The sequence below is a fragment of the Ensifer sp. CCNWLY38 genome (assembly GCF_037120565.1).
Classification (GTDB): Bacteria; Pseudomonadota; Alphaproteobacteria; order Rhizobiales; family Rhizobiaceae; genus Ensifer; species Ensifer adhaerens_H.
This window is the reverse complement of record NZ_JBBBBO010000009.1, coordinates 194,774-219,189: the sequence shown is the minus strand read 5'-3', so window position 1 is coordinate 219,189 and position 24,416 is coordinate 194,774. Positions and strand designations below refer to the sequence as shown.

Annotated in this window: 23 protein-coding genes; 9 read left to right on the top strand and 14 right to left on the bottom strand. The window is 60.9% G+C overall.

Annotated elements, in window-relative coordinates; translation table 11 throughout:
* Nucleotides 1-33 precede the first annotated feature (33 nt).
* Nucleotides 34-786 (bottom strand): protein-L-isoaspartate(D-aspartate) O-methyltransferase, encoded by a 753-nt coding sequence (locus tag V7S54_RS20500; RefSeq protein ID WP_058323821.1) that lies wholly within the window; start codon nucleotides 784-786, stop codon nucleotides 34-36.
* 269 nt (nucleotides 787-1,055) lie between these two features.
* Between V7S54_RS20500 and V7S54_RS20495 the strand changes: the two genes are divergently transcribed.
* Complete coding sequence (locus tag V7S54_RS20495; RefSeq protein WP_065375856.1) at nucleotides 1,056-1,247, top strand: DUF6494 family protein; 192 nt, start codon at nucleotides 1,056-1,058, stop codon at nucleotides 1,245-1,247.
* Nucleotides 1,248-2,191: 944 nt separating this feature from the next.
* On the opposite strand, the gene V7S54_RS20490 is transcribed toward V7S54_RS20495, so the two are convergent.
* The gene (locus V7S54_RS20490) at nucleotides 2,192-2,716 is read right to left on the bottom strand and encodes a GNAT family N-acetyltransferase (RefSeq protein ID WP_065375857.1); all 525 of its coding nucleotides are present in this window, start codon (nucleotides 2,714-2,716) and stop codon (nucleotides 2,192-2,194) included.
* A gap of 17 nt (nucleotides 2,717-2,733) precedes the next feature.
* Complete coding sequence (locus tag V7S54_RS20485) at nucleotides 2,734-3,594, bottom strand: LysR substrate-binding domain-containing protein (RefSeq protein WP_442892582.1); 861 nt, start codon at nucleotides 3,592-3,594, stop codon at nucleotides 2,734-2,736.
* A gap of 154 nt (nucleotides 3,595-3,748) precedes the next feature.
* Between V7S54_RS20485 and argH the strand changes: the two genes are divergently transcribed.
* The 6 genes from argH (at nucleotide 3,749) to V7S54_RS20455 (ending at nucleotide 10,058) form a co-directional block, all read left to right on the top strand.
* Entirely contained in the window at nucleotides 3,749-5,203 is a 1,455-nt protein-coding gene (argH, locus tag V7S54_RS20480; RefSeq protein WP_065375858.1) for an argininosuccinate lyase, read from the top strand.
* Nucleotides 5,200-6,066 (top strand): amino acid ABC transporter permease, encoded by an 867-nt coding sequence (locus V7S54_RS20475; RefSeq protein ID WP_065375859.1) that lies wholly within the window; start codon nucleotides 5,200-5,202, stop codon nucleotides 6,064-6,066. The genes argH and V7S54_RS20475 overlap by 4 nt, the downstream gene beginning before the upstream one ends.
* Nucleotides 6,067-6,076: 10 nt before the next feature.
* Nucleotides 6,077-6,847 carry an amino acid ABC transporter ATP-binding protein gene (locus V7S54_RS20470; protein WP_336409475.1) on the top strand — a complete coding sequence of 257 codons (771 nt, stop codon included), beginning with the start codon at nucleotides 6,077-6,079 and terminating at the stop codon, nucleotides 6,845-6,847.
* Nucleotides 6,848-6,877: 30 nt separating this feature from the next.
* A complete protein-coding gene (locus V7S54_RS20465) occupies nucleotides 6,878-7,705 on the top strand; it encodes an ABC transporter substrate-binding protein (RefSeq protein WP_336409476.1) in 828 nt (275 codons plus the stop codon).
* Between the two features lie 64 nt (nucleotides 7,706-7,769).
* Nucleotides 7,770-9,176, top strand: coding sequence for an MmgE/PrpD family protein (locus V7S54_RS20460; RefSeq protein WP_336409477.1), 1,407 nt, complete (start codon nucleotides 7,770-7,772; stop codon nucleotides 9,174-9,176).
* Nucleotides 9,177-9,188: 12 nt separating this feature from the next.
* Nucleotides 9,189-10,058 (top strand): polysaccharide deacetylase family protein, encoded by an 870-nt coding sequence (locus V7S54_RS20455; protein WP_336409478.1) that lies wholly within the window; start codon nucleotides 9,189-9,191, stop codon nucleotides 10,056-10,058.
* Nucleotides 10,059-10,288: 230 nt separating this feature from the next.
* Here the strand turns inward: V7S54_RS20455 and V7S54_RS20450 are convergent, their stop codons facing one another.
* The 9 genes from V7S54_RS20450 to V7S54_RS20410 form a co-directional block, all read right to left on the bottom strand.
* Nucleotides 10,289-11,722, bottom strand: coding sequence for an aldehyde dehydrogenase family protein (locus V7S54_RS20450; protein WP_336557122.1), 1,434 nt, complete (start codon nucleotides 11,720-11,722; stop codon nucleotides 10,289-10,291).
* A 12-nt stretch (nucleotides 11,723-11,734) separates the two neighbouring features.
* Nucleotides 11,735-12,871: a fumarylacetoacetate hydrolase family protein gene (locus V7S54_RS20445; protein WP_065377103.1), complete on the bottom strand. Its 1,137-nt coding sequence runs from the start codon at nucleotides 12,869-12,871 to the stop codon at nucleotides 11,735-11,737.
* Entirely contained in the window at nucleotides 12,858-13,757 is a 900-nt protein-coding gene (locus tag V7S54_RS20440) for an aldose 1-epimerase (protein WP_065377104.1), read from the bottom strand. The genes V7S54_RS20445 and V7S54_RS20440 overlap by 14 nt, the downstream gene beginning before the upstream one ends.
* Nucleotides 13,758-14,498, bottom strand: a complete 741-nt coding sequence (locus V7S54_RS20435; RefSeq protein WP_065377105.1) for an SDR family oxidoreductase — start codon at nucleotides 14,496-14,498, stop codon at nucleotides 13,758-13,760. It lies immediately after the preceding gene.
* Nucleotides 14,499-14,509: 11 nt separating this feature from the next.
* Nucleotides 14,510-15,241 (bottom strand): ATP-binding cassette domain-containing protein, encoded by a 732-nt coding sequence (locus V7S54_RS20430; protein WP_065377106.1) that lies wholly within the window; start codon nucleotides 15,239-15,241, stop codon nucleotides 14,510-14,512.
* Nucleotides 15,242-15,244: 3 nt separating this feature from the next.
* Nucleotides 15,245-16,222 carry an ABC transporter permease gene (locus V7S54_RS20425; protein ID WP_065377140.1) on the bottom strand — a complete coding sequence of 326 codons (978 nt, stop codon included), beginning with the start codon at nucleotides 16,220-16,222 and terminating at the stop codon, nucleotides 15,245-15,247.
* A gap of 146 nt (nucleotides 16,223-16,368) precedes the next feature.
* Nucleotides 16,369-17,349, bottom strand: coding sequence for a sugar ABC transporter substrate-binding protein (locus V7S54_RS20420; protein ID WP_065377107.1), 981 nt, complete (start codon nucleotides 17,347-17,349; stop codon nucleotides 16,369-16,371).
* Between the two features lie 43 nt (nucleotides 17,350-17,392).
* A complete protein-coding gene (locus V7S54_RS20415) occupies nucleotides 17,393-18,595 on the bottom strand; it encodes a mandelate racemase/muconate lactonizing enzyme family protein (RefSeq protein ID WP_065377108.1) in 1,203 nt (400 codons plus the stop codon).
* A gap of 11 nt (nucleotides 18,596-18,606) precedes the next feature.
* On the bottom strand, nucleotides 18,607-19,329 hold the full coding sequence (locus V7S54_RS20410; RefSeq protein ID WP_065377109.1) for a FadR/GntR family transcriptional regulator: 723 nt from the start codon (nucleotides 19,327-19,329) through the stop codon (nucleotides 18,607-18,609).
* A gap of 110 nt (nucleotides 19,330-19,439) precedes the next feature.
* On the opposite strand from V7S54_RS20410, the gene V7S54_RS20405 reads away from it, so the two are divergent.
* Entirely contained in the window at nucleotides 19,440-20,336 is an 897-nt protein-coding gene (locus tag V7S54_RS20405; RefSeq protein WP_065377110.1) for an SMP-30/gluconolactonase/LRE family protein, read from the top strand.
* A gap of 297 nt (nucleotides 20,337-20,633) precedes the next feature.
* Here the strand turns inward: V7S54_RS20405 and V7S54_RS20400 are convergent, their stop codons facing one another.
* A complete protein-coding gene (locus V7S54_RS20400) occupies nucleotides 20,634-21,422 on the bottom strand; it encodes a DUF1194 domain-containing protein (RefSeq protein ID WP_336409357.1) in 789 nt (262 codons plus the stop codon).
* An 830-nt stretch (nucleotides 21,423-22,252) separates the two neighbouring features.
* Here V7S54_RS20400 and V7S54_RS20395 point away from each other — a divergent pair.
* On the top strand, nucleotides 22,253-23,650 hold the full coding sequence (locus tag V7S54_RS20395) for a sigma-54-dependent transcriptional regulator (protein WP_065377111.1): 1,398 nt from the start codon (nucleotides 22,253-22,255) through the stop codon (nucleotides 23,648-23,650).
* Here V7S54_RS20395 and V7S54_RS20390 read toward each other — a convergent pair.
* Nucleotides 23,626-24,375: an amidohydrolase family protein gene (locus tag V7S54_RS20390; RefSeq protein WP_336409347.1), complete on the bottom strand. Its 750-nt coding sequence runs from the start codon at nucleotides 24,373-24,375 to the stop codon at nucleotides 23,626-23,628. The genes V7S54_RS20395 and V7S54_RS20390 overlap by 25 nt on opposite strands.
* Nucleotides 24,376-24,416: the final 41 nt, after the last annotated feature.

Here is a 24,416-nt window from a genome sequence, read left to right as displayed (position 1 = left end):
ATATGAGACCAACCGGCAGCAGGCGCCCCGCTCTCATTGGGCCCTACCTCCCCTCAGCGGCACAAAGGCCACCGGCAGCAGCTGGCGGGTCGTGATGCTTCCGTCCCGTCGCTTCTCGACCAGCATGAGAAACTGGGTCGCGAAGGGGCCTCCCACGGGGACGACCATCCGGCCGCCCTTGGCGAGTTGCTCGACCAGCGGTGGCGGGATGTGACTGGCAGCGGCAGTCACCACGATACCGTCGAAAGGCGCGTGCGCAGGCCAACCATAATAGCCGTCGCCCACCCTCCCCTCGACATTGTCAAAGCGGAGCTCCGCCAATCGGGCGGCGGCCCTTTCGCCCAGCTCCGGTATGATCTCAATCGAGTAAACCTTCGCTGCGAGCGGCGACAAGACGGCTGCCTGATAACCCGAGCCAGTGCCGATCTCGAGGACAGCGTCGCCAGGCCCAACGTTGATCAGGTCCGTCATCAGCGCGACGATGAAGGGTTGCGAGATGGTCTGGCCGTATCCGATCGGCAATGGCCGATCTCGATAGGCCGCGCCACGCTGCTCCTCGGGCACAAAAAGGTGGCGCGGCACCCTTCCCATCGTCTCCAACACAGCCGGATCGATGCCCTGGCCCTCGACCGCTGACGGCGCCGAACGGGCGTGCATTTTGATCGTCTCGATCATCGCCGCACGCTCGCCGAGTCGATCCTGAGCGGGCGCGGATGTCGAAACCACGGCGGCCGCGCCTGCGAGAACCGCCGCCATTAACGCTTGGCACTGGGCTAGAGGACGCATGAACTCTCTCCCGGTTATATCGCCAGAGTATAGTGGCGGCTGCGGCAATTTTGAACAAACCTCGCCCGGCTCTCTGCGCAAGGCTGCGATGTTACCTAGGGCACACTCCAATGTCGGGGCATAATTTATCCTAACCATTATCAACCCGCAGTCCTGCTGCAATGCCTCCTCCGGGCACGGGGTCTACTTCTATGGCGCGGGCGCCACTGTCCTTCCTTGACAGCTTGCCTTCCCTTACAATCCCTCCCGGATAGGAGAGGAGTTCCGCCATGAGCGAAGACGCCTTCAACATGTCGATCCGCAAGTTCCTGAAAGAAGTCGGCCTCACATCCCAGCGCAAGATCGAGGAGACCGTGCGCGAAGGGCAGGTCGGCGGCAAGAAGTTGAAGGTCCGCATTACACTGACGGCGGAAGGCACCAGTCTCAACCACGTGGTGGACGGCGAGATCGAACTGCCATAGTCCGGCAACGGATCAGCTTTGCGCCAATAGCAGCCACGAACACTATTCGGGGGATGGATTTTACTACCGATTGACGCTTAGGCGAAGACACGGATAGAACGATCTCTCGAGTTTGCTCGCTAGCTTTGATTATTGCGCGATTGGCATCGCGCTCTGAACGAACCTTCCTTTCAAAATCGCTTTCAGGCCCCATGTCTCGGACCGGGGCCTCAATTTTGCTTTGGAAGGACTCGTCACGGCCACCGGCACAGTTAAATGCTTCCAATAAGGACATGGTTTCCTGACAAGCACGGCGCCGATGGAGCGATCTCGTCGAAGGCCAGAGCTTTACCAACGCCTGCGCGATAAGCGCGAGTACCATTCCGCACAGCCAAGGAACCGCAGCACGCGGGTGACCGCAGGTGAGACCAATGCCATCCTCCCGTGGTCATTGCCGCCTCCATCACAAGATAGATTGAAGGTAGACAATGAAGAGCTTGGACGAAAAACTTCTTATTATTCTGGGTGCCTTCCACAGTGTTCGATATGGAGTGTCGCCATCCGTCTCACGCGGCGCTGCCGAAAATCATTCCAAAAAACATGGTCTCGCGGGAAGTGAATACAGCCAGACCCTCGAAGCCGCCATTGGCGCTGGACTTATCGGACTCTCGTCTGACTCAACTCTCTCAATTCGGGCCGCGGGGCGAACGAGGCTAGGAAAACGCTAGCCAGCTTGAGTGCGACGTGGAGGAAACCGCCCGGCGACTTGTCGGCTTCAACACGCCGGAAAAGTTCGAGCCTCGATGTTCGCGTGAAGCCGCGCTTGGAAATAGGGCAAGCGAGCGCCTGAAAGACCTCGTTGCGTCCGGAGCGCCGATAGTGACCCGGGTAATCTGCCGAAAGTAAGAGATCGCATGATCGGTTGACCGCCTTGAAAGGAACGAACTGTTGACTGCCAGAGACGTTCAGAGCACCAAACTGTCAGCCCACACAAAGACGATGTTTCGCGAGCGCCAGATCGGACCGGCATCCGTGTATTCCCCGGCCCGCTTGCCGCCGAGCGCGTCGTAGAAAGCGATCGCAGGTTCGTTGCCGTCGACCACGCCCAGCCCAACTCCGGGAAATCCTCTCTCCCGCAAATGCAAAGCAAGCCTTGAGAGCAATAGGCGGCCGATGCCCTGGCGTTTGACGTCCGGATCGACGTAGAGGTTTTTGATCTCGCCGAGATCGCCAAAGATCGCGGCTGAGGGCGCGCCGGCGGCGGCGATCGCGACCGGCCTTCCCTCCAATTCGGCAAGCAGCACGATCTGGTCGGGATCGCTCGCCGTGAGCTTTTCGCGCCAGGTGCTGCGGCGACGGGTTTCATCAAGCACAGCGTACACCTCCGGTGGAGCAAGGTCGCGATAGGTTTGCCGCCATACCCGCACGTGCAAATGCGCGATTGCATCGGCATCGGCTGGGGTTGCATGCCGTATCGTCACCTTTTCCATCGCCCTTGCCCCCGTCCTTATTCCACTTGAGTCATCAGCCAACGTTGGAACGCCTTCAGCGCAGGCGACGGCTTGCGGTCCGTTGGGGTGGTGAACCAGTAGGCGACCTTGGATACGTAGCCAATCCCGCCGGGATTAACGAGGCTTCCGGCCCGTAGCTCCTCCTCGACGAGCTGCGGCGGAACGAGGGCCATGCCCTGCCCGGAGATCGCGGCGCGCAGTACCAGCGTATAATAGTCGAAGCGCATGACGCCCTGTGGCTCAAGGTCCGGTTTCCCATGTTCTGCCACCAGGTCGATCCAGCGCAGTGGGGTGCCCGGATGCTCGATGATGACACCGCGCGCCGCATCCTCGAGGGTTTCGCAAGTGCCGAGCCGCGCAAGATAAGTGGGTGCGCACACGAGTTGGACATCCTCGCCGAAGAGGTAGACCGAGTGTTCGTTCGCGAAAGGCCCACGGCCGAAGCGAAAGATTGCATCCGGTTGGGCTGCCGGATTGTCGGTCGCAAAGGTAGTGTACTGGACGTCGATATCCGGGTGTTTCTGATTGAAATCGGAAAAGCGCGGCAAGAGCCAGCGATCACCAAGGATGGGCAGCACCTTCAGCCGGAGCGTATGGGAATCCGGCTGAAGGCTCGCCGCGCGGAAAGCGGCCTCCTCCATCGCCTTGATCGCCACCTGCGCCTGTTCAAGGTAGATGCGGCCGAGGTCCGTCGGCACCATGCCCGACGGCTTTCGCATGAACATCTGCGCGCCGAGAAGGTTCTCGAGGGTCAGCAACTGCTTGCTGACGGCGCTTTGTGAAAGGTTGATGCTTTCCGCAGCCGCCGTCGTCGAGCCGCGCTCCGCAATCGCCAGCATCACGCGAAGGGCGGTCATGGAAGGCAGCGGCACGGAGGTATGAACCAAGGGAATGCTCCGGTAAGGGGCTAGTCGGTTTCGTCATAACGGTATCGCTTTTTCGCGTTTGTGCAAGCGGTCTCTAAAAGGCAACCTCTGCTCGGGAACATATTCACCGACATGGGAGACCGACATGACAGAACAAGCGACGTCGCTATGGGGAGGACGCTTTTCCAGCGGCCCGGCTCCGGAACTCGCGGCGCTTTCGCGAAGCAATCCAAGCTTCTTCCGCCTGTCCCCCGAAGACATCGCCGGGTCTCGCGCCCATGCGCGTGAACTGGCGCGCGCTGGCGTATTGAGCGAGGACGAACTGCCGCGGATGCTGCAAACGCTCGATACGATCGCGGCCGATGTCGCGGCCGGCCGCGAAAAGCCGAAAGCCTCGGATGAGGATCTTCACACCTTCCACGAGCGCCTGCTGATCGAGCGGCTGGGTGCCCTCGGCGGCAAGCTGCGTGCCGGCCGCTCGCGCAACGACCAAACCGCCAACAACACCCGCCTCTACCTTCGCCGCACGGCGCGGCGACTGGTGAAGCTGGTCCTTGCGGTGCAGGACGCACTCGCCACCCAGGCGAATGAGAATATCGAGACGGTCATGCCGGGCTTCACCCACCTTCAGCCCGCTCAGCCGATATCGCTCGGCCATCACCTGATGGCGCACGCACAGTCACTCAGCCGCGACATCGGGCGCTTCATCGACTGGGACCGCCGCTTCGACCGTTCGCCGCTCGGCGCCGCCGCCCTGGCCGGCTCGGCTTTCGCCCGCGACACCGAAAGCTCTTCGCGCGATCTCGGCTACGCCCGTCCCTGCGAGAATTCCATTGATGCCGTCGCGAGCCGCGACGTGGTCTCGGAATTCCTGTTCGTGACCGCGATGCTGGGCGTGAACCTCTCGCGCCTGTCGGAGGAGATTTGCATCTGGGCTTCGCGCCAGTTCGCCTGGGTGAAGTTGCACGATTCCTACTCGACCGGCTCGTCGATCATGCCGCAGAAGAAGAATCCCGACATCGCCGAGCTGACGCGTGGCATGTCGGGCACCATGATTGGCAATCTTGCGGGCATGCTCGCCACTCTCAAGGCGATGCCGCTCGCTTACAACCGCGATCTCGCCGAGGACAAGCGCGCGCTTTTTGAGACGATCGATCTTCTCGACCTGATCCTGCCTGCCTTCGCCGGCATGGTCGCGACGTTGACCTTCGACACCAACCGCATGGCCGCCGACGCGCCACGCGGCTTCACGTTGGCAACCGAGGTGGCGGACTGGCTGGTGCGGCAGGGCATTCCTTTCTCGCACGCCCATGAGATCTCCGGCGCCACCGTACGTTACTGCGAAGAGCGCGGCATGGACCTTGACGGGCTGACCGAGACGGACCTGCCGAACATCGATGAGGCATTGACCCCGGATGTGCTTAAGGTGATCGACCCAGCCCGGGCGCTCGCCGAACGTTTCGGCCAGGGGGGAACCGCCCCCGCCCGCGTGCGCGAGCAGATCGCGGCCTTTGCCGACACCTGCAAAGAGCAGCGTGCCTGGGCCGAACAGGATCTCTCGGGTGTTGCCCTTGTCCCCTTGACGGGAGCGGAAGCATGACCGACACGCCCCTTCCCCAATCCAGCCGCGATGCCCATGACATCGCCCATCTTGAACTCGTCCCGCGCAGGCATGTGGGGCGCAAGGTCTTCGCCGCCATCGTGCTGCTGCTGGTGGCGCTCCTGATCCGCGCCTTCGTCGTCGGCCAGATCGAATGGCCGGTCGTCGGCCAATTCCTGTTCGCGCCCGTGATCATCCAGGGCATCTGGAACACGCTGCTGATGACAATCGCGGCGATGTCGCTCGGCATCGCACTCGGCGTCCTCATCGCGATCATGCGCATTTCCGGCAATCCGGTGCTCGAGTACATCGCCCTCGTCTATGTCTGGATATTTCGGGGCGCACCCGCACTCTTGCAACTCCTGCTTTGGTTCAACCTCGCTCTGATCTTCCCGACGATGGGCATTCCAGGCCTTTTCGAATTCAACACCGTCGAGGTGATGACGCCCTTCGTTGCCGCCATGCTCGGCCTCGGCATCCAGCAGGGCGCCTATACCTCGGAAGTCGTACGAAGCGGCCTGCTCTCCGTGGACTCCGGCCAATACGAGGCCGCCCGGACGATCGGGATGACGGGCATGCAGACGCTGCGCCGCATCGTGTTGCCGCAAGCCATGCGCGTCATGGTTCCGCCAGTCGGTAACGAGGTCATCAGCATGGTCAAGCTGACCTCGCTCGCCTCGGTGATCCAGTATTCGGAGATCCTGCACAATGCGCAGGTGATCTACTACGCCAATACCCGCGTGCTGGAGCTGCTGATGGTCGCCAGCTTCTGGTATCTCGCGATCGTCACCGTCCTGTCCCTGATCCAATCGCGGATCGAACGCCACTACGCTCGCGGCACCCGCGGCCGCACGACGATTTGAGGGGGCACACATGACAAACGAAATCCTGGTCAAGGCCGTCGACGTCTGCAAGAGCTTCGGCACGTTCAAGGCGCTTCATGACGTCGGTCTGGAAGTGGGCAAGGGCGAGGTGAGCTGCATCATCGGCCCCTCGGGCTCCGGCAAGAGCACGTTCCTGCGCTGCATCAACCTTCTGGAACGCATCGACTCCGGTGCAATCTGGGCCAATGGCGAGCTGATCGGCTACCGCCGCGACGGCAACAAGCTTTATGAATTGAGCGACGCTGAAATTGCCCGCCAGCGCCGCGGCATCGGCATGGTGTTCCAGCGCTTCAACCTCTTCCCGCACAAAACCGCACTCGAAAACGTGATCGAGGGGCCGGTGCAGGTTCTGGGCGAAAGCGCAAAAGCCGCGCGGGAGCACGCGATGGATCTCCTCAATCGCGTCGGTCTCGCCGACAAGGGAGGCAACTATCCGGCAGAGCTTTCCGGCGGCCAGCAGCAGCGCGTCGCCATCGCCCGCGCGATGGGCATGCGCCCCTCACTCATCCTGTTCGATGAGCCGACCTCCGCACTCGACCCCGAACTGGTGGCCGAAGTGCTCGATGTGATGAACGATCTCGCTGCCTCCGGCATGACGATGATCGTCGTCACCCACGAAATGGGCTTTGCCCGCAACGTCAGCAACACCGTCGCCTTCATGGATAGCGGGCGGCTGATTGAGCACGGCCCTTCGGCGCGGGTCCTGACCCAACCCGACAACCCCCGCACCGCCGATTTCCTCAAGGCTGTGCAACGATAACCGCAAAAAAACGACAGGATGGGAACTACGATGAAAATAGCTATTCTGGCCGCCTCGGCGTGCCTGCTCGCCTTTACCGCCCACGCACAGGGTCTGCCGGAAAAATACAAATCCGCCGGCAAGCTTGTGGTCGCGAACACGCCGAATTATCCGCCGATGGAGTATCGCGATCCTGCAACGAACGAACTGATGGGCGTCGACATCGAGCTTGGCAAGGCGCTTGCAAAGCAGCTGGGGACTGAAATCGAATGGTCGGAAATCGGCTTCGAGCAGATGGTCTCATCGCTGAACACCGGGCGCGTCGACCTTGTTTTGAGCGGCATGAGCGACCTGCCCAAACGGCGCGAGACCATGGACTTCGTCGACTATATGAGCTCCGGCGCGCAGTTTTATACCTCGGCCAAACGCAAGGACGAATTCAAGGAACTCACCGATTTCTGTGGCAAGACCGTGGGCATGAGCCGTCGCACCTCGTTCCCGGATGAGGCCAAGAAGTGGAGCGCCGCCAATTGCGAAGCCAACGGCAAGCCGGCGCTTGTTATCGTCGGTACGGAAGGCTCGGCCGATGCCCGCGCCCAGTTGAAGCAGGGCCGCCTTGACGGCGCGGTCCAGGGCTCGGAAACCCTGCCCTACCTGCTGCAGCTTGAAAAGGACACCTACGCCATCGTCGGCGAGCCCTTTACGGAAGTCTATCAGGGCATCGGCTTCTCCAAGCAGACGCCCGAGCTGCGCGACGCGATCGCCGGCGCCCTGAAAGCCCTCATGGCCTCCGGCGAATACAAGGCGATCTTCGAAAAATATGGTCTCGCCGCCAGCGCGCTCGACGGCGTGATGATCAACGGCGAAGCCGCAAAATAATCGCGGGACGGCCCGGCGGGTCTGCCGGGCCGCTCCCCTCGCCTGCCCGAACGAGGATATCATGATGCCCGATGTAGCCCGAAGCGGCGTGCAAGCGTTGACGCATGTCGAGGCGCTTGCCGATTTCTGCGCCCGACTTGCACCTGCCGATCTACCGGCCCGGATCGCCGCCCGTACCAAATCCCACTTTCTGGATACGCTCGGCGCAGCACTCGCTGGCACTCGCTCCATCGAATTCCGCAAGGTACGTGCGCTCGTCGCACCAGGAGGAACAACACCGCTTCTGGCCTCGCCGCAGCGCACAGGACCGCGCGACGCGGCCCTTGCCAACGGGGTGGCCGCCCATGTCTTCGAGCTCGACGATTCCGGCGGCTGCGATCATACGGGCGCCGTCGTTCTGCCTGCGCTATTGGCAGGTCTTGCGTCCAGCGACGCCCCGATTTCCGGCGGCGATCTCATTTGTGCGCTGACGGCGGGTTACGAGGTGGGCCGCCGCGTGCTGGATGCATCCGGCGGCTACGGCGTGCACAATGGTGCCGGTTGGCACTCCACCGGCACCTGCGGCACGCTCGCGGCCGCGGCGGCGGTCGCCCGGTTGCGCGGCTATGACAGCGCCCTCTTTCGCCACGCCATGACGCTGGCTACCAGCTTTTCCTCTGGCCTGTGGGCCTTCAATCATGATGGCAGCCAAGCGAAGAAGGTCCACGCCGGTCGTGCGGCTGAGGGGGGACTTCTCGCCGCCGACCTCGCCGGCGCCGGCTTTTCCGGTCCCTCGCAGGTGTTCGAGGATGTCTGGGGCGGTTTCTTCCGCACCTATGTCCGGGATGCCGGGCATCCGGCCGAACTCTCCGCCGGGCTAGGCACGGACTGGAAGATTGGACGGGCCTCGCTAAAGCCCTACGCTGCCTGCCGCGGCGCGCATTCCGCCATCGACGCGGTCGGCGACATCCTTGCCGAGACCGGCCGCACTGCCGCCGATATTGCGAGGGTTGACGTCCGCCTCAGCTCCTTCCTGATGGACATGTGCGGCCGGGCGCGACTGGAAACGCTGGCGGGCGCGCAAATGAGCCTCGGCTACGCGCTAGCGGCGCTCCTTGTCTTCGGTCGCGTCGACCTCGAACAGTATTCTGCCGCTGCCCGTAGAGATTCGCGCATCGCCGTTGCTCTCGACTGCATCCGCTTTCATCCCGACCCGCAGATGCCGCAAATGGCCGAGCCGGAGGTGACCGTCACCTTCGCTGATGACGAAAGCAGGACGGCGATGGTGGCCCGCGCCACCGGCTCCAGCGAGCGGCCGATGAGCGACGCCGCCATCCGTGCCAAATTCGACAGCCTCGCGTCGATGGCATTGCCTGCGGCTCGTATCGCGGACCTCGCCGATTTCGTGGGCGTGCTGGAGGAACGCGCGGACTGCCGGGGCCTTTCTGACCTGCTGGTCGTAGACGAACCCGAAGCGCCGGTCTTCATTTGAGAAGGAAGTTTCATGACCTACGATCTCAGCCCTCGCCCACTCAACCCGGCGTCACCAGCCCCCGTTTTTGACTGGCCGTACGGCAAGAAGAGCGCCCTCTTTATCGGTTTCGACGTCGATGCCGAGACTGCCTGGATCGGCAACAACCACGCCAATGTCGACCGGATGGTGACGACCTCACTCGGCGGCTACGACGCCCGGGTCGGAATCACAAAGATCCTCGAACTGCTGGATACGCTGCACCTCAAGGCGACCTTCTTCATTCCAGGCTGGACGGCCGAGGCCCATACAGCCGCGTGTGAACCGATTGTCGCTGCCGGGCACGAGATCGCCCATCACGGCTACCTGCACAAATGCCCGGATCGCAACAAGCTGGACGAAGCAAAAGAGGAGATCGACCGCGGCCTCGAAGCGCTGAAATCCCGGCTCGGCGTCACACCCGTCGGCTATCGCGCGCCATCCGGCGAGAATTTTCCCGAGCTTCTCGCCTATCTTTGCGAACGGGGCCTGCGCTATTCCTCATCCTTCCGCGACGATATCCGCCCCTATCGTCACCGTCTGGCGGACGGCCGCCCAGGCCCGGTGGAAATTCCGGTCAACTACGCCTTCGACGACTGGAATTTCGGCATGAGCGGTCGGCTGGATGCGCGCCCGCTCTTCGGGAGGGACGCTATCCTACCCATCTGGCGTGAGGAGTTTGTCGGAACCCACGAGTGGGGCGGCGTGAGCACGCTTGTCCTGCATCCGCAGGTTTCCGGTCGGCCGATGCGGTGGCGGATTCTGCGAGATTTCCTCAGCGAGATCGCCGCGCGTGACGACGTCTGGATCGCCACCGGTGCGGAAATCCTCGCGCACTACGAAGCCGAAACCGAAGCAGCATAGGGTCTCGCCGGTCGCCCGCCAAACCCGCGCGAATGGACTTCAGCCGTCTCCACAGCAGAGGCGACCCTTACAATATCGCCATCGTGGTTCCCGACGATACATTATGCGACCGCTGAGGCACATAACGAGAACGCTGCATCGCCCATGTCCAATGTTCGCGGCGGGACGACCGAATTCGCTCTTGACATCATTTCTTCAATTAACGAACCCGGACAGCAACAACCAGTCAGTTACGCCGATGTGTAGGCCGTCTTGACGGTGGTGTAGAACTCGGCGGCGTAGCGACCCTGCTCGCGCGAGCCATGGGAGGAGCCCTTGCGACCACCGAAGGGCACGTGGAAGTCGACGCCGGCGGTCGGCAGGTTGACCATCACCATGCCCGCTTCGGCATTGCGCTTGAAATGGGTCGCATGCTTGAGGCTGGTGGTGGCGATCCCCGACGACAGGCCGAACGGCGTGTCGTTGGCGACGGCAAGCGCCTCGTCGTAATCCCGGACGCGAATGACCGACGCCACCGGCCCGAAGATCTCTTCGCGGGAAATGCGCATCTGATTGGTCGCCTCGGTGAACAGCGCCGGCTGCAGGTAGAAGCCGGGCGTGTCGCGCTTCAGCAGCTCGCCGCCGAAGGCGAGCTTGGCACCTTCCTGGCTGCCGATGGCGATATAGTCGGTGTCCTGGTTGAGCTGGCTCTGATCGACCACCGGACCGATCTGCGTGCCGGCCTTCAAGGCGTCGTCAACCACGAGCCCCTTGATGCGCTCGCCCATCGCGGCAACGAAGCGATCATGGATGCCCTCGGTGACGATGAGGCGCGACGACGCGGTGCAGCGCTGGCCGGTGGAGAAGAAGGCGGAATTGACCGCGGCTTCGACCGCAACCGACAGATCGGCATCGTCGAGCACGACGAAGGGGTTCTTGCCGCCCATCTCCAGCTGGTATTTGCGATTGTGCTCGACCGAGGCGAGCGCGACGCGTTTGCCGGTGCCGGTCGAGCCGGTGAAGGTGATGGCGTGCACATCGGGGCTGTCGAGCATCGCCTGGCCGACGACCGAGCCCTTGCCCATGACGAGGTTCAGGACCCCCTTCGGCAGGCCGGCGCGGTGGAGAATGTCGACGATCGCCCAGGAACTGCCGGGCACCAGTTCGGCCGGCTTGAAGACGACGGTGTTGCCGTAGCAAAGCGCCGGCGCGATCTTCCAGGCGGGAATGGCGATCGGGAAGTTCCAGGGCGTGATGATGCCGACGACGCCGACCGGCTCGCGGGTAATCTCGACGCCGATATTGGGCCGGGCCGACGGGAGCACCTCGCCCGCCAAACGCAGGCACTCGCCGGCGAAGAAGTCGAAGATCTGGCCGGCACGCACCGTCTCGCCGATACCCTCGGCGAGCGTCTTGCCTTCCTCGCGCGACAACAACTTTCCGAGCTCGTCCTTGCGGGCGAGGATCTCGTCGGCGGTCTTCCTCAGGATCGCGTGGCGCTCGAGGATGCCGGAGCGCGACCAGGCCGGGAACGCCGCCTTGGCAGCGGCGATCGCGGCGCGGGCATCGTCGGCCGACGCGCGGGCGTATTCGCCGACCACGTCATTGGTATTCGAAGGGTTGATGTTGGCGACCCCGTCACCGCCGACCCATTCGCCGGCAATCAGGTTCTGGTGCAATGTCATCGGCGGTTCCATTCAGATGAGCTGACGTGCTGCGAGATTGCGCATCAAGTGCGATGCGCCAAAAGTCCAGGGACTGCACTCGGTCGACAATCGCACCGTGTTGACCAGCGACCCCAGCTGGGAGTTTGAGATCGTCACGATATCGCCGAGCTTATGGGTAAAGCCCTGTCCCGGAACGTCCCGATCTTCGACGGGAGCAAACAGCGTGCCCATGAACAACATGAAGCCATCGGGGTATTGGTGATGAGCGCCGATGGTCTGTGAAACTAGATCGAGTGGATCGCGGCTGATCTCCTTCATCGAACTCCTGCCCATCAGGACATAGCCATCCTCGCCTTCTATCCGCAGGTCGAGGTCGGCATTGCGCACGTCGTCGATCGAATAACTCTCATCGAACAGTCGAATGAAGGGCCCAAGTGAGCAGGAGGCATTGTTGTCCTTGGCTTTGCCAAGCAGCAGCGCCGAACGTCCTTCAACGTCGCGCAAGTTCACATCGTTGCCGAGCGTCGCCCCCTTTACCTGGCCCTTGCTGTCCACAGCGAGCACGACCTCCGGTTCCGGGTTGTTCCACCTCGATATCGGGTGCAGCCCAACCTCATCACCATAGCCAACTGCCGACATGACCTGCCCCTTGGTGAAGACTTCGGCGTCAGGACCAATTCCGACTTCGAGGTACTGCGACCAGACGCCCTCTTCGATCAAGGCCTCCTTGACCTTGGCCGCTTCCCGTGAGCCCGCCTTGAGGTTGCGGAGGCTGTCGCCCACCAGCAAAGTCACGCGTTCGCGGATTTTGCAGGCGAGGTCGGGGTTTCCTGCGGCACGCTCCTCGATCACCCGTTCGAGCATCGAGCGGGCGAATGTCACGCCGCAGGCTTTGATTGCCTGAAGATCACATGGCGCGAGTAGCCGGGGTGCCTCGGAGACCCTCGGAGCTGCCGCGAGAACCTCGGCCAGCGCGCAGATCGCCCTTCCCTCTTGTGCCCGGACGAACCCGACCGGATCATCCATCTCCAAGAGATCACGCATCGTTGGCGCTTTTCTTGTGGTGATATCGAACACCACGCCGGCCCTGACTGTCACCAGGGCCGGCCCCTTCTCCTGCGACAACCACACACGACCGACGAAGGAGCCACTCCTATCGAGTTCCATATGTCTCTTCCCATTCCAAAGTCATTGAACCAGTCAGCTCCTGGCCGTCTTCAAGTATCTTCAGGCCTGGCCGGCCCACGAGGTTATGTGCATCGACTGGGTGGGAAACCGGCTCAAAACAAAAGAAGTCCGCCTTGGCGTTCGGCGAATAGAGCAGCGCACAAGCAAGATTGTCGGAGGCCGAGATCCTGACGGAGACCGCTCCCTCTCCTTGCGTGATGACCGCCTCTCCGGCCCATCCGCCGAAGGCGTTGTTGATCCACTGGTCAGGTAACACCCGCCCTTGGTCGAAATTCCAAGCTGGAACTTCGCAAAGCTTTCGACGACCTGTCGGCAGGTGTTCTCTGTCCTCCAGCCATACCTCCGTGGCGCGAAATTGCAGCCGCGTGCCAGCATTTCGCGGAAACCACGGATGGAACCCGATGCCAAACGGTAGTGGTTGTCCCGACAAGTTTTGAACTGTGAGCTTTATTTCCAGCTTTTCGAGCCTAAGGGTGAAGACCTGCCGTGCCCGATAGCGAAATGGACCGATCTCCCCATCGCATTCGAGTTCGACGGTCTCGCCGCTGCGAGCAAGCAATCGCCAGTGCCGCTGGAAACCATCCCCGTGAATAGGGAAGGGCTCGCCGACAAGGTTAGCTGGAATGCGATGAAACACACCTTCATGTTCGAAACCGCCGCGTGAGATGCGGTTCGAGAATGGAACAAGCACATTACACCCCAGTTCAAAGGGGCCATCTTCCATTCGGCCATTCCACGGCCTGAACACAGGAAGCCACTCGCCTGACGGATGCCGTACATCAAGATGTGCGATGCCACCGCCAAGTGTCGGGATGAGCTGCAAGTGCGCATTACTGTTCTCGACATTGATCCACTCAACAACCATCTACCAACCGCCGTCGATGGCGAAGTTCTGTCCGGTAATCATGTCCGAAGCCGGTGAGACGAGGAAATAGACGAGCTCCGCGACATCCTCGGGCTTAACGCGTGTTTTGAGGCATTGCCGCTCGAGGACCCAGTCGTTGTATTCCTGAAGCCGGTCGGCAAATACCCGGTTCTCTGCTTCAGAAACCACCGCTCCAGGTGATATCGCGTTGACGTTGATCCCGAATGGTCCGAGTTCGCGAGCCAAGGATTTCGTCAGGCCGATCATCGCGCCCTTCGATGCCACATAGGGCACATAGCCGTCCCATTGGCCATTGAGCGTAATGGAAGCAAAATTGAGAATCTTGCCGCGTCCCTTGCGTTTCATCATGTCGGCGCAGGCTCGAACAGCTGCAAACGCAGCCGACGAATTGACGCGGATCTGATCCTCGTATTCGGCCAGACTGAATTCCTGAAACGGCTTGTTGATTATGAGTGCTGCGTTGTTGATCAGGATGTCGATACCGCCTGAAGCTTCGGCTTCCAGCCGGATCAGTTGCTCGGTTCGCGCGAGATCGTTCAGATCGCATCCGAGAAAACGCACGTTTTCGCCGAGACTTTCCGTCTGGCCCGGCGCCTCGAGGCCAGGACGGTCGAGCACGATGACTGCTGCGCCTTCCGCGGCGAGTTTGCTCGCCTGGGCTCGACCGAGCGTGCCCAGGCCACCCGTGACAAGCGCCACTTTTCCCTGAAGTGATTTCATCTGCGTTCCCCTCAAAGCACGGACTGGACTTCGTCGATCGACGTTTCGCTGACGCGCTTGTCGAGCACGATTTGCCCACGCGCCATGGCGACCACCCGATCACAGGATTCGAAGACGTGGTGCATGTTATGGCTGATAAAGATGCCGGTGACGTTCTGTTCCTTCAACGAGCGAACGAAACCAATGACTTTGTTCGTTTCCTTGACCGAAAGATGGTTCGTCGGTTCGTCAAGGATCATCACCTTCGACTTGAAATGCATGGCACGGGCGATCGCCACACCCTGTCGTTGGCCGCCTGAGAGTTCGCCGACCAAGGCGTCAGGCGAGCGCAGATGAAGATCGACGTCTGCGATGGCCTGAACGCTCTCCTCACGCATCTTGCGGATATCCAGAACGCCGAGGCCGAAGAAGGAATATTTGAGCGGCTCGCGACCAATAAACAGGTTCCGCGCGATAGACATGGTCGGGACCATGGAGTTGTATTGGTAGATAGTCTCGATCCCGAGCCGCATGGAGTCGCGCGGGCTCGATATCGCCGCCTCCTTTCCTTCGATAAAGATGCTGCCTTCGTCCTGCTTCTGCACCCCGGACAGGATGTTGATGAGTGTCGACTTTCCCGCGCCGTTGTCACCAATCAGGCCGACGGCCTCGTTGCGAGCGAAATCGACCGAGACGCCCTTAAGAGCATGGACGCCCGAATACCATTTGTGCAGGTTCCGGACGGATACAATAGGACCGTTCATGGCTTAAACCTCCACCTTGATCGATTTTGCCCGCTTACGAAGCCAGGAGTTGGCGACGACAGCAAAGATCGTCAGCGACCCGATCGCAAACTTGAACCAATTGGCGTCGACCTGGCTGAGGATGAGACCGTTGTCGATCACGCGGATGAGGATGACACCAATGATGCCACCGAAGACTGCTCCAACGCCACCGTTCAGGGCGGTGCCACCAATGACGGCTGCGGCAACCGCTTGCAGTTCCATGCCCTCGCCAATAGACGGTAGCGGTGACCCCAAGCGAAGCACCTGAATAAGCCCGGCAAAACCGCTCAGCACCGAGCAGAGTATGAAACAAGCGATTTTGACACGCGCAGTCGGAATCCCAAGGGCGTCGGCGGCCGGCAGGAAACCGCCGGTAGCTCTGATCCAGTTGCCGAAGTTTGTACGGCTCAGGAGCAGCGATACGAGTACCGCAAATGCTAGAAACCAGAGGAACGACATGCGCAGCAGTTGGCCGGGCCCAACAAAACTGGTGAAGAGCCATGTGGGAAGATCAGCCGGCAAGAGGGGCGGAAAGCCGCCCGAGATCACGACCGTGAGCGATCTGGCGACAAACATCATGCCAAGCGTGGTTATGAAGCTTGGGATCGCAAAACGGATAGTCAGATAACCGTTCAGCAGTCCTATCGCCACACAGACGAGGAGGCCCGCTATTAGTGCCATAGGGAACGAGATCCCCGTGGCCATCAAAACGGCCATCGTCATCGGCATCAGAGCGAAAACGGCACCGACTGAAAGATCGAATTCACCGCAGATCATCAAAACGGTGACGCCGATCGCGACCAGCGCCATCTCCGGGAGAATCCCAAAGAAGCCTCGCAGGTTATCAAAGCTCAAAAAAACGCCTCCAGACCGGATCTGGAAGAGAATTATGAGCAGCAAGAGTAGAAGAAGCGCCGCCAGTTCCGGCTTCTCCATGTAGATTTTCAGCATTCTTTTCATCGCATGCACCCCCGTGCGGCAGGGCGGCTCGTTTGCAGGCCTGCCGGTCAAATTCATTGCTTTGCGCGCGGTGTTCGACGCGCAAAGCACATGCTTCATCAACAGGCCCTTTCTCCGAAAACCCTCCGATTTTCGGAGAAACGCGTCTACCGCAGGCCCTGTGCTGAAAGGTCCATAATGTTGTCGGCATCGGCCGGACGGACGATCCCCTGCCCCGTATCAATGTCAGCCGGGGCGAGGCCAAAATTCTTGGCGAGATAGACCTGCATGACAGGCATGAAACCCTGCATATATGGCTGCTGATCGACCTGGACCTGAACATAGCCTGTTTGCATTTGCTGGACGACTTCGGGCACCAGATCGAAGCCGCCCAGAAGCACCTGGCCAGGCGCGACCCCACGATCCTTCAGCACCCTGGCTACCGCGGCATGCCAGAAGCCGGTATCGAAATAGGCGGTGGTGTCGGGGTGCGCATTAAGATAGGCGCCGACACGATCTGACGTAACAGCAAGGTCCGTGCCGCTATCGATCCGTTCCCAAGAGATTTCTCTACCGGGGTTTGCAGCCTTAAATTCCGCGAGGAAATCCATCACGCCTTGTCCGCGTGCCTCGGACCAGTTCTGGCCGGGCGCGGAAATTCCGACCAACACTTTGATCGGTCCCTCCTTCGGAAAACTCTCCGACATGGCCTTTCCAAGCGAGTATCCGGCGCGCCGGAAACCCTGGCCGACGAAAGCAGCGCGCGCATTTCCTTTCGCTCCCTCGCTGTCGTCCACGTTAACGCCGATGACCTCAACGCCGTCCTTGGCGGCCCGAGCGATGACGTCGTCAAAGGCCTTGTCATCGACGATGGAGGTCAGAAGTGCGTCGGGCTTGCTCGCCAGCGCAGCTTCCATATTGGAGAGTTGCTGCTCAACGGAACCCTCGGTCTGGGTAAACACCATCTGGCAACTTGCGCCGATCTTCTCGCAGGCGTCGTCGTAACCCTTTTTGACCGCCTGCCAGAATGTGTTTGAAGCCGACGAGTGATGCGTGAAGACGATCTTCAACGGTTCCGCCGATGCGCCGAGCGCGGTCGAACCGAAAAGCGCCAACCCCAATGCACTCCCAATCAATACTGTTCGCATGCTTGCTCCTCCTTAAGCTGCAGAATTGCGAAAGAACTCGGACTTATTTTCCGCTCGAAACGCGACGGGACACCGTAAATGCCTTTTCGAGGTCGGGATTAAGCTCCATGCCGAGACCGGCACCTGGCGGCACTGTGATCATCCCGTTTCGAACTTCCGGAAGCGCGGTAACGAGATCGCGATACCAAGTCTTGTAGAAAGCGCGAACGCTCTCCTGGACCAACGCGTTGGGTGCGTTGAGCGACAGATGCGTCGATGCGCAAAGAACGACCGGCCCGGTGCAGTCATGCGGTGCCACGGGGAGATGCCACGCTTCCGCCATCGCCGCGATCTTGCGGGCCTCCGACAAACCGCCACACCAGCTGATATCCAGCATGACCACGCCAGCGGCGTCGGTCTCCAGGAGGTCGCGGAAAGCCCATCGCGAACCCAACGTTTCCGACGCCGAGATCGGCGCAGGCGAGACGGCTGCATAGCGCTTGAGGCTGGAGAGGCTGTCCATCTTGATGGGATCTTCGTGCCAGAACGTTTGATACGGCGCGAGCGCTTTGGCTATCTGCATTGCCGGCAATAGCTGCCACATCGAATGGAACTCGACCATAATATCCATACGATCGCCAACGGCGTCGCGGATCTTTTGAAATGGCACCAACGCCGATTTCAGATCGGGCATCGAAATATACTGACCGCGCGACTTTTCCGCTGCGATGTCAAACGGCCAAATCTTCATCGCCGTAATCCCCTCTTCCAAGAGGGAAAGTGCCAGTTCGTCGGCGCGATGCAGGAAGCCGTTGAGGTCGTCGTAGTTGCGGGTGCCGGCAGACGACAGATCGTAGTTTGCGGTCGTCTGACCGGTCGCCTTTTTGATGTACTCCGTACCCGCACAGGTGTTGTAGGTGCGGATCTCATTGCGGCTGAAGCCGCCGAGCAACTGTGCGATCGGCTGGCCCGTCGCCTTTCCGAAGATATCCCAGAGCGCAATGTCGAACGCCGAATTGCCACGCACCTCTGCACCGGACGACCGAAACCCGAGATAACCAACCAGGTCATTTGCAAGAAGATCGATCTGCAGCGGGTTTCGCCCGATAACACGTGGGGCGACGTACTCGTGGATGTAAGTCTCGACGGTTTCTGCGCCGAAGAAGGTTTCTCCAAGCCCGGTCAAACCCTCATCGGTATGGACCAACAGCCAAAGCAGGTTCGGCCGTTCCGCAACGCGGACCGTCTCAAGTCTCGAAATTTTCATCAGATTGTCCTCTATGCAATTCCGGCCGCGAGCAGCGCTTTTGCGCTCTCGTCGAAATGGCGCGCCATAAGCTGGCTGGCGGCTTGCGGGTCGCCAGCAAGGATTGCCTCGGCCAACTCGATATGTATCCGGTTCATGGCATGCCGCTCGGCGTCGGACGCGCGGCTGCGCCACCCGATCGGCCAGGTCTGCCGGGAGACCCCCTGGAACGCGCCGACGATTATCGAAAAGATCGGGTTCTTGGAGGCGCGAGCGATCTCGAGATGAAAGGCAAGGTCACTTTCCATGACCTTGTCCGCATCGTCGAAATTGGTCTCCATCGCTTTCGCATGGCCGAGGATGATGCGGGCTTCCGCGTCGGTTCGGCGAAGTGCAGCCAGGGTCGATGTTCGCATCTCTATCGTTCGGCGAACGTCATAGACCTGGTTGATGTTGATCTGCGCCGTGTGCACGCCGTGCTCGATCATCAAAGACATTGCGCCATGATCGAGTTGGGCCACCGTGGCACGCTTTCCGACGTTGAGATCAATCAGCCGCATCGTGGCAAGCGACCTGAATGCTTCACGCACCACCGACCGGGACACGCTCAGTTCCTTCGACAGCGTGGCCTCGCTCGGCAGTCGATCGCCCGGACCAAGTTCGTTCGCCCGGATGTGCTGGGTAATGGCGCCGATAGCGGTGCTGACGAGATTACCTCCTGCAAACTGCTCTTCGTCGACCGACACTACACTCATTTTCGTCTCCCAGTTCGATAAAACCTGTCGGACAGGTTGAATTGAACCGAGTCATAATTTATGCGTAAGCTGTGTGTCAAGAACCAAATCGAAGACAGCATGGAGGGATTATGAAAAGCGAAGTAGACGTCGCCTTCGCGGCGGAAAATGTGGTTGGAGAGAGTGCCGTATGGGATGGGCGGCAAAACAAGCTTTGCTGGGTCGACATCGTCGGAAAATCGATCCATCGGCTATGTCCGAGTTCGGGTAAGCATGAAAAGTGGAGTTTCCCCGACCTGATCACCTCAATCGGTCTTCGCAACGACGGCGGCGCGATCGTCGGATTGCGGAAATCAATCGCGTTATGGGAATTTGCAGATGAGCTTCATGTCGTGGCCGAGATCGAACCAGAGCTGCCGGGCAATCGACTGAATGAAGGCATCGTCGGACCGGACGGGGCTTTCTGGATTGGCACGATGCAGGACAATATCGCTGCCGATGACACGCCGCAGGCGACAACTGCAAAAGCCGGGAGACTCTACCGATATTCGCACGGGGCATTGCATTCGGTTTCGGATGATCGGTTCGGAATTACAAACACGCTAATATGGACCGATAATGGTCGGCTCATCACGGCAGACACGGAAGACAATGTGATCTACAGCTATGCGCTCGATGCCAATTCCTGGGCGCTTCACGACAGGCGATCGATCCTTTCGGGTTTCGATCGGGGTCTTCCGGACGGCTCTTGTATGGATGCAGAAGGCTTCATCTGGAACTGCCGCGTCGCCGGCGGCGGTTGTGTGGTTCGGTTTGCCCAGGACGGCAAAATTGACCGCGTTGTCGATCTACCCTGTTCATGGCCCACCAGCTGCGCGTTTGGCGGACCAGGCTTCGATACGTTGTTCGTTACTTCCGCTCGCTTCACGATGAGCGACGAGCACCTTGCCCTCAATCCGCACGAGGGTGCGGTTTTCGCGGTGCGCACGGGTATTTGCGGGTTACCGGCCAACCGTTTCAGTCAATGACAATCTAAATTGCCCGAAAGCATTTACGCGGGCTTCAAGATAGATCCTCAACTGCAGCCAAGGCGTGTGGCTAAAGCGGGAGAAACCAGTGCTACAGCATGCCGACGCTGATCGCTGCTAGGCCGAACTCGCTGCATGACACAGTTCAGTATCGTCGTGAACGATGAAACGTGCGAGCCTCGACGTTCCCGACGATACATTATGCGATCTTCGTAGCCCATAATGTGAACACCCGGACAAGCAAGCCCCGGCCGGAATCAGAATGCCTTCATCAGGCGCCGTGTTAGCGCCTGCGTTTCACCGGTTTCCGGGAAATACCGGTTCGTGAAGGTTCGGGTATTTCTCGCCGATCAAGCAATCTACTGGGGGTGTCACGGCGGCCGGCTGGGGAGTCCAGCCAGGCGTCAGTCCGCTCACTTCGAGGAGCAGCTTCTGGCGGACGGCGCTCGCAAAGTCCTCCGCCTTGCGCACGGGAATCATGAAGGAACCGGGGCCACCGATGACACATTCCGCATAATATTGGTCGAGCGGACCGGTGGAATTGGAGGGCCTGATGAGTATCACCAATCCGTTGATTACGATCCCGCGCGCCAGGGCGTCATCGCGGGCGTGTGCGCTCGGCAATCCCGTGTTGTTGTGTCCGTCGCCGGAAAGGTCGAGGATACGGCGCACCCGGAAATAGGCGTTGGACTCGATCAGTTTCGTACCGAAGCGGATTGCGCTCGAGATCGAGGTGCCGTGTCGCGTGCCGATCGGGCGGGCTTCGAGCTTGGCGGCAAAGGCTTCTCCATCCTTGGCGTCTTCGATCACCTGCCAGGCGACGACCGACGATTCGTTTACCCGCCCGGCCCATTCAAAATAGCCGATGGCAATGCGTCCCAAATAACCGCCTTTGACGGCGTTGATGAAGTCCGGGTGTCGGAGCGCCTCCAGATAGCCGAGGCGCTGCACGCGCGCCTCCCCCATGTCCATGGAGCCCGACGTGTCGACCGCTCGCACGAGTTCCAAATCGACGTCTGGAGGCGCTGCGGTGACCCGCAACGGATATGCGATGAGAGCAAGGACCAACACCAGGACGCGAAACATCGCATAATAATCCTCGGCCGAGTCGCCGCTCAGATTGGCGAATGGCAGCACCGCAATCGATGTACGCTGCGGCGCAAACGGCCATTGCCATGCGAAGACGATCGCGAAGGTTCCGATCAGCAGCGCTGCGACGCCCGCCGCGAAGACAATAGCCCGACGGCCGGGCCTGCGGCCGGCCGTCAAGACCTTTCCCGCCTCGGGTGGGTCGAGCAGAACGCGAGAGATGCGGACCGGGTCGGCTATATTTTTCAGGTGCTGCTCGCCCAGATCCGAGAAGCCGACATCGGCTTTGTGCACGGCGTGATCGAAGGCGGTTCCGGATATGCAGATGCCGCCAGGCTGGGCCACGGTTTGCAGTCGAGCGGCTATGTTTACGCCATCGCCGTAGATGTCATCGCCCAGAACTTTGACCCCTGGGCCGTGTGCCCATTTCGTTTTGGTTCGAATGCCCGCCCATAGCGGCATTATCGTTAACGGTGAATGAACCACACAAATTGAGGAAGACCCAGGTGTGATTGAATTCATCAATGATGCGAGATACTCTCCCTAGCTCGAAGTTTGGCCCACGCGCCAGTAGGAACTGTCATTCTTGTGGTTCGCATCTTCGTAATGGCAGCCTAGAGGTTGCCCAGTGTCAGCGCAGCGTAATCGTGATAGTCGAGTCGGCAACGATGGTGTTGAGATTCCGTCAAATGATGTGCGCCATCTCTTTTTTGCGCATGGGCCGGGCCTGGGGAGGCGGCACTTGCCCCAAGCAAGTGATCGAACGCGCCTCGACGCGGTAGGTTTTACGGATTTAACCATCGCCCCTTGATGTGGAGCGGCCCGCGATGGGGAACCCGGTCCGTTTTGTGTGTTTCGCAGGCACGGGGGCAACCGTCGATGTCGTGCGAAGCCGGCTGTCCGAGCTCGGCTTTCAGGACGCGCTTGCGGAACGCGACGGCGACGCCGAATACTGCATCGCCTTCATCTCGGACGTCGATACCGCGCTCATCGCGTATATCGAAGAGCTCTCACAACGCTTCCAGCTCATCGTTGTCCTGATCCCGGGTTCAAACGGCGCGGCAGATCCGCGATGGGAGCTTCTCAACGCCGGCGCCATGGACGTGCTCGACTGGAGCGTCGAACGTGCACTGCCCGAGGAAATCGCGGCGCGCCTCACGCGCTGGATCGAGATCGCACGGCTGGTGGAGAGCGACACGCTTCAGCACGGCCTCGTCGGTGGTTCGCCGTGCTGGAAATCGCTGAAGCGAAAACTGGTCGAGGCGGCCGCATACTCCTTGGGCAACGTGCTCCTGATCGGCGAGACCGGCACTGGGAAGGAACAGATCGCCAGAGCCATACACAAGCTTAGTATGCGGGCAGGCAAGCCGGAACTGATCGTCGTCGACTGCACGACATTGTCTCCGGAGCTGTCAGGAAGCGAGCTGTTCGGGCACGAACGCGGCGCCTTCACCGGTGCTATCACGGAGCGTGACGGCGCCTTCGCACTCGCCAACGGCGGCTCACTCTTCCTCGACGAGATCGGCGAACTGCCGCTGCAACTGCAGGCGCAACTGCTGCGCGTGATCCAGGAGCGTACCTACAAGCGGGTCGGAGGTAATGTATGGAACCGCACCGAGTTCCGCCTGATCTGCGCCAGCAACCGCGACCTGGAGAAGCTCGTGGCTGAAGGCGGTTTTCGCGGCGACCTGTACTACCGGATCGCCGACTGGGTGATCAACCCGCCGCCGCTGCGTGAGCGGCGCGCCGACATCCTCCCGCTGGCGCGGCATTTCCTGACAGCTGCCAGCGGCAACGCCGCAGCGCCCGAAATCGAACCGGCCCTGGCCGACTATCTCGTCAGCCGCGACTATCCAGGTAATGTGCGCGATCTTAGACGGCTGGTGATGCGTCTTCATTCGCGCCATGTCGGCAAGGGGCCGATCACGATCGGGGCGCTTCCGCTCGACGATCGGCCGGTGGGCGGCCGACCGCCCGAACCATTCGGCGAGCCCGGATTCCTGCTGGCGATCCAGCACGCCTTCGACCACGGCATTGGCCTGAAGGAAATCGGCCGCGCCGTTTCCAACGCTGCCATCAACCTGTCGCTCGAACAGGAGCGCGGCAACCTCCAGCGCGCCGCGCGCCGCCTCGGAATCACCGATCGCGCGCTGCAGCTGCGCCGCGCCAGTCACGACCAGGCGGCCGGAGGCGGCGCACGTCACGCGGCGGCCGAAAACCCCTGAACCCGGCTGACAAGCCTGAGCACGTTGCCGCCGAGGACCGCTGCGCGATCCTCGGGGTTGAGGCCAAGCGCCTCGATCTTGGCGATCTCGACGCCGGGATGCAGCCAGGGCCCGTCCGACCCAAACAGTATTTTCCTGGCGCCGGCGCGCTTGACCGCCTCTTCGAGAATGTCGAAACGGCGCACGCCGGCAGTGTCGGTGAAGATGTTCCTGTGCCGGACCAGATGGTCAATGAGTGCGCTCTGCGCCTTCCAGTCGTCGGCGAAACTGCCGAGATGCGGAATGATGAACGGCACGTCCGGATACTCATGGGCAAGGATTTCGGCGACCGAAACCTCGCCCATGACGTCATAGAGGACCGGCAGCCGATAGCGGCGCGCAGCTTCGCAGATCTCGCGGGTTATGCGCCCATCGTGACGATGGACCTTGATGCCGACGAGGCCCAGCGACACTACCGCCTCGCGGATCATCATCTCGACGCGGCCCTTGTCGACGACCGGGTGGACAAAGGCGAAGCCGAGAAGGCGATCGGGGTTGTCGGCAATGATGCGCGCCACTTCCCGATTGGCCAGACGGTAGCCGTCAGAAAATGCCGCGAAGATGATGGTGCGGTCGATGTTGGCCTCGCGTGCGCGCGCAAGATACCGGCCAAGCGGAGCGGACGTGTCGGCAGGCTGCGTGAGCCCGTCGCCCTTTCCGGCGTGACAATGGCAGTCGATGATCATGGCCAGACAGCCTCAATGCGGTTACCGGACCCGGTCCGCCA

What these genes read in the sequence shown, in the direction of transcription:
- V7S54_RS20500 (WP_058323821.1), bottom strand. Translation starts at nt 786, where the DNA reads ATGCGTCCTCTAGCCCAGTGCCAAGCGTTAATGGCGGCGGTTCTCGCA.
- V7S54_RS20495 (WP_065375856.1), top strand. Translation starts at nt 1,056, where the DNA reads ATGAGCGAAGACGCCTTCAACATGTCGATCCGCAAGTTCCTGAAAGAA.
- V7S54_RS20490 (WP_065375857.1), bottom strand. Translation starts at nt 2,716, where the DNA reads ATGGAAAAGGTGACGATACGGCATGCAACCCCAGCCGATGCCGATGCA.
- V7S54_RS20485 (WP_442892582.1), bottom strand. Translation starts at nt 3,594, where the DNA reads ATGACCGCCCTTCGCGTGATGCTGGCGATTGCGGAGCGCGGCTCGACG.
- argH (WP_065375858.1), top strand. Translation starts at nt 3,749, where the DNA reads ATGACAGAACAAGCGACGTCGCTATGGGGAGGACGCTTTTCCAGCGGC.
- V7S54_RS20475 (WP_065375859.1), top strand. Translation starts at nt 5,200, where the DNA reads ATGACCGACACGCCCCTTCCCCAATCCAGCCGCGATGCCCATGACATC.
- V7S54_RS20470 (WP_336409475.1), top strand. Translation starts at nt 6,077, where the DNA reads ATGACAAACGAAATCCTGGTCAAGGCCGTCGACGTCTGCAAGAGCTTC.
- V7S54_RS20465 (WP_336409476.1), top strand. Translation starts at nt 6,878, where the DNA reads ATGAAAATAGCTATTCTGGCCGCCTCGGCGTGCCTGCTCGCCTTTACC.
- V7S54_RS20460 (WP_336409477.1), top strand. Translation starts at nt 7,770, where the DNA reads ATGCCCGATGTAGCCCGAAGCGGCGTGCAAGCGTTGACGCATGTCGAG.
- V7S54_RS20455 (WP_336409478.1), top strand. Translation starts at nt 9,189, where the DNA reads ATGACCTACGATCTCAGCCCTCGCCCACTCAACCCGGCGTCACCAGCC.
- V7S54_RS20450 (WP_336557122.1), bottom strand. Translation starts at nt 11,722, where the DNA reads ATGACATTGCACCAGAACCTGATTGCCGGCGAATGGGTCGGCGGTGAC.
- V7S54_RS20445 (WP_065377103.1), bottom strand. Translation starts at nt 12,871, where the DNA reads ATGGAACTCGATAGGAGTGGCTCCTTCGTCGGTCGTGTGTGGTTGTCG.
- V7S54_RS20440 (WP_065377104.1), bottom strand. Translation starts at nt 13,757, where the DNA reads ATGGTTGTTGAGTGGATCAATGTCGAGAACAGTAATGCGCACTTGCAG.
- V7S54_RS20435 (WP_065377105.1), bottom strand. Translation starts at nt 14,498, where the DNA reads ATGAAATCACTTCAGGGAAAAGTGGCGCTTGTCACGGGTGGCCTGGGC.
- V7S54_RS20430 (WP_065377106.1), bottom strand. Translation starts at nt 15,241, where the DNA reads ATGAACGGTCCTATTGTATCCGTCCGGAACCTGCACAAATGGTATTCG.
- V7S54_RS20425 (WP_065377140.1), bottom strand. Translation starts at nt 16,222, where the DNA reads ATGAAAAGAATGCTGAAAATCTACATGGAGAAGCCGGAACTGGCGGCG.
- V7S54_RS20420 (WP_065377107.1), bottom strand. Translation starts at nt 17,349, where the DNA reads ATGCGAACAGTATTGATTGGGAGTGCATTGGGGTTGGCGCTTTTCGGT.
- V7S54_RS20415 (WP_065377108.1), bottom strand. Translation starts at nt 18,595, where the DNA reads ATGAAAATTTCGAGACTTGAGACGGTCCGCGTTGCGGAACGGCCGAAC.
- V7S54_RS20410 (WP_065377109.1), bottom strand. Translation starts at nt 19,329, where the DNA reads ATGAGTGTAGTGTCGGTCGACGAAGAGCAGTTTGCAGGAGGTAATCTC.
- V7S54_RS20405 (WP_065377110.1), top strand. Translation starts at nt 19,440, where the DNA reads ATGAAAAGCGAAGTAGACGTCGCCTTCGCGGCGGAAAATGTGGTTGGA.
- V7S54_RS20400 (WP_336409357.1), bottom strand. Translation starts at nt 21,422, where the DNA reads ATGTTTCGCGTCCTGGTGTTGGTCCTTGCTCTCATCGCATATCCGTTG.
- V7S54_RS20395 (WP_065377111.1), top strand. Translation starts at nt 22,253, where the DNA reads ATGGGGAACCCGGTCCGTTTTGTGTGTTTCGCAGGCACGGGGGCAACC.
- V7S54_RS20390 (WP_336409347.1), bottom strand. Translation starts at nt 24,375, where the DNA reads ATGATCATCGACTGCCATTGTCACGCCGGAAAGGGCGACGGGCTCACG.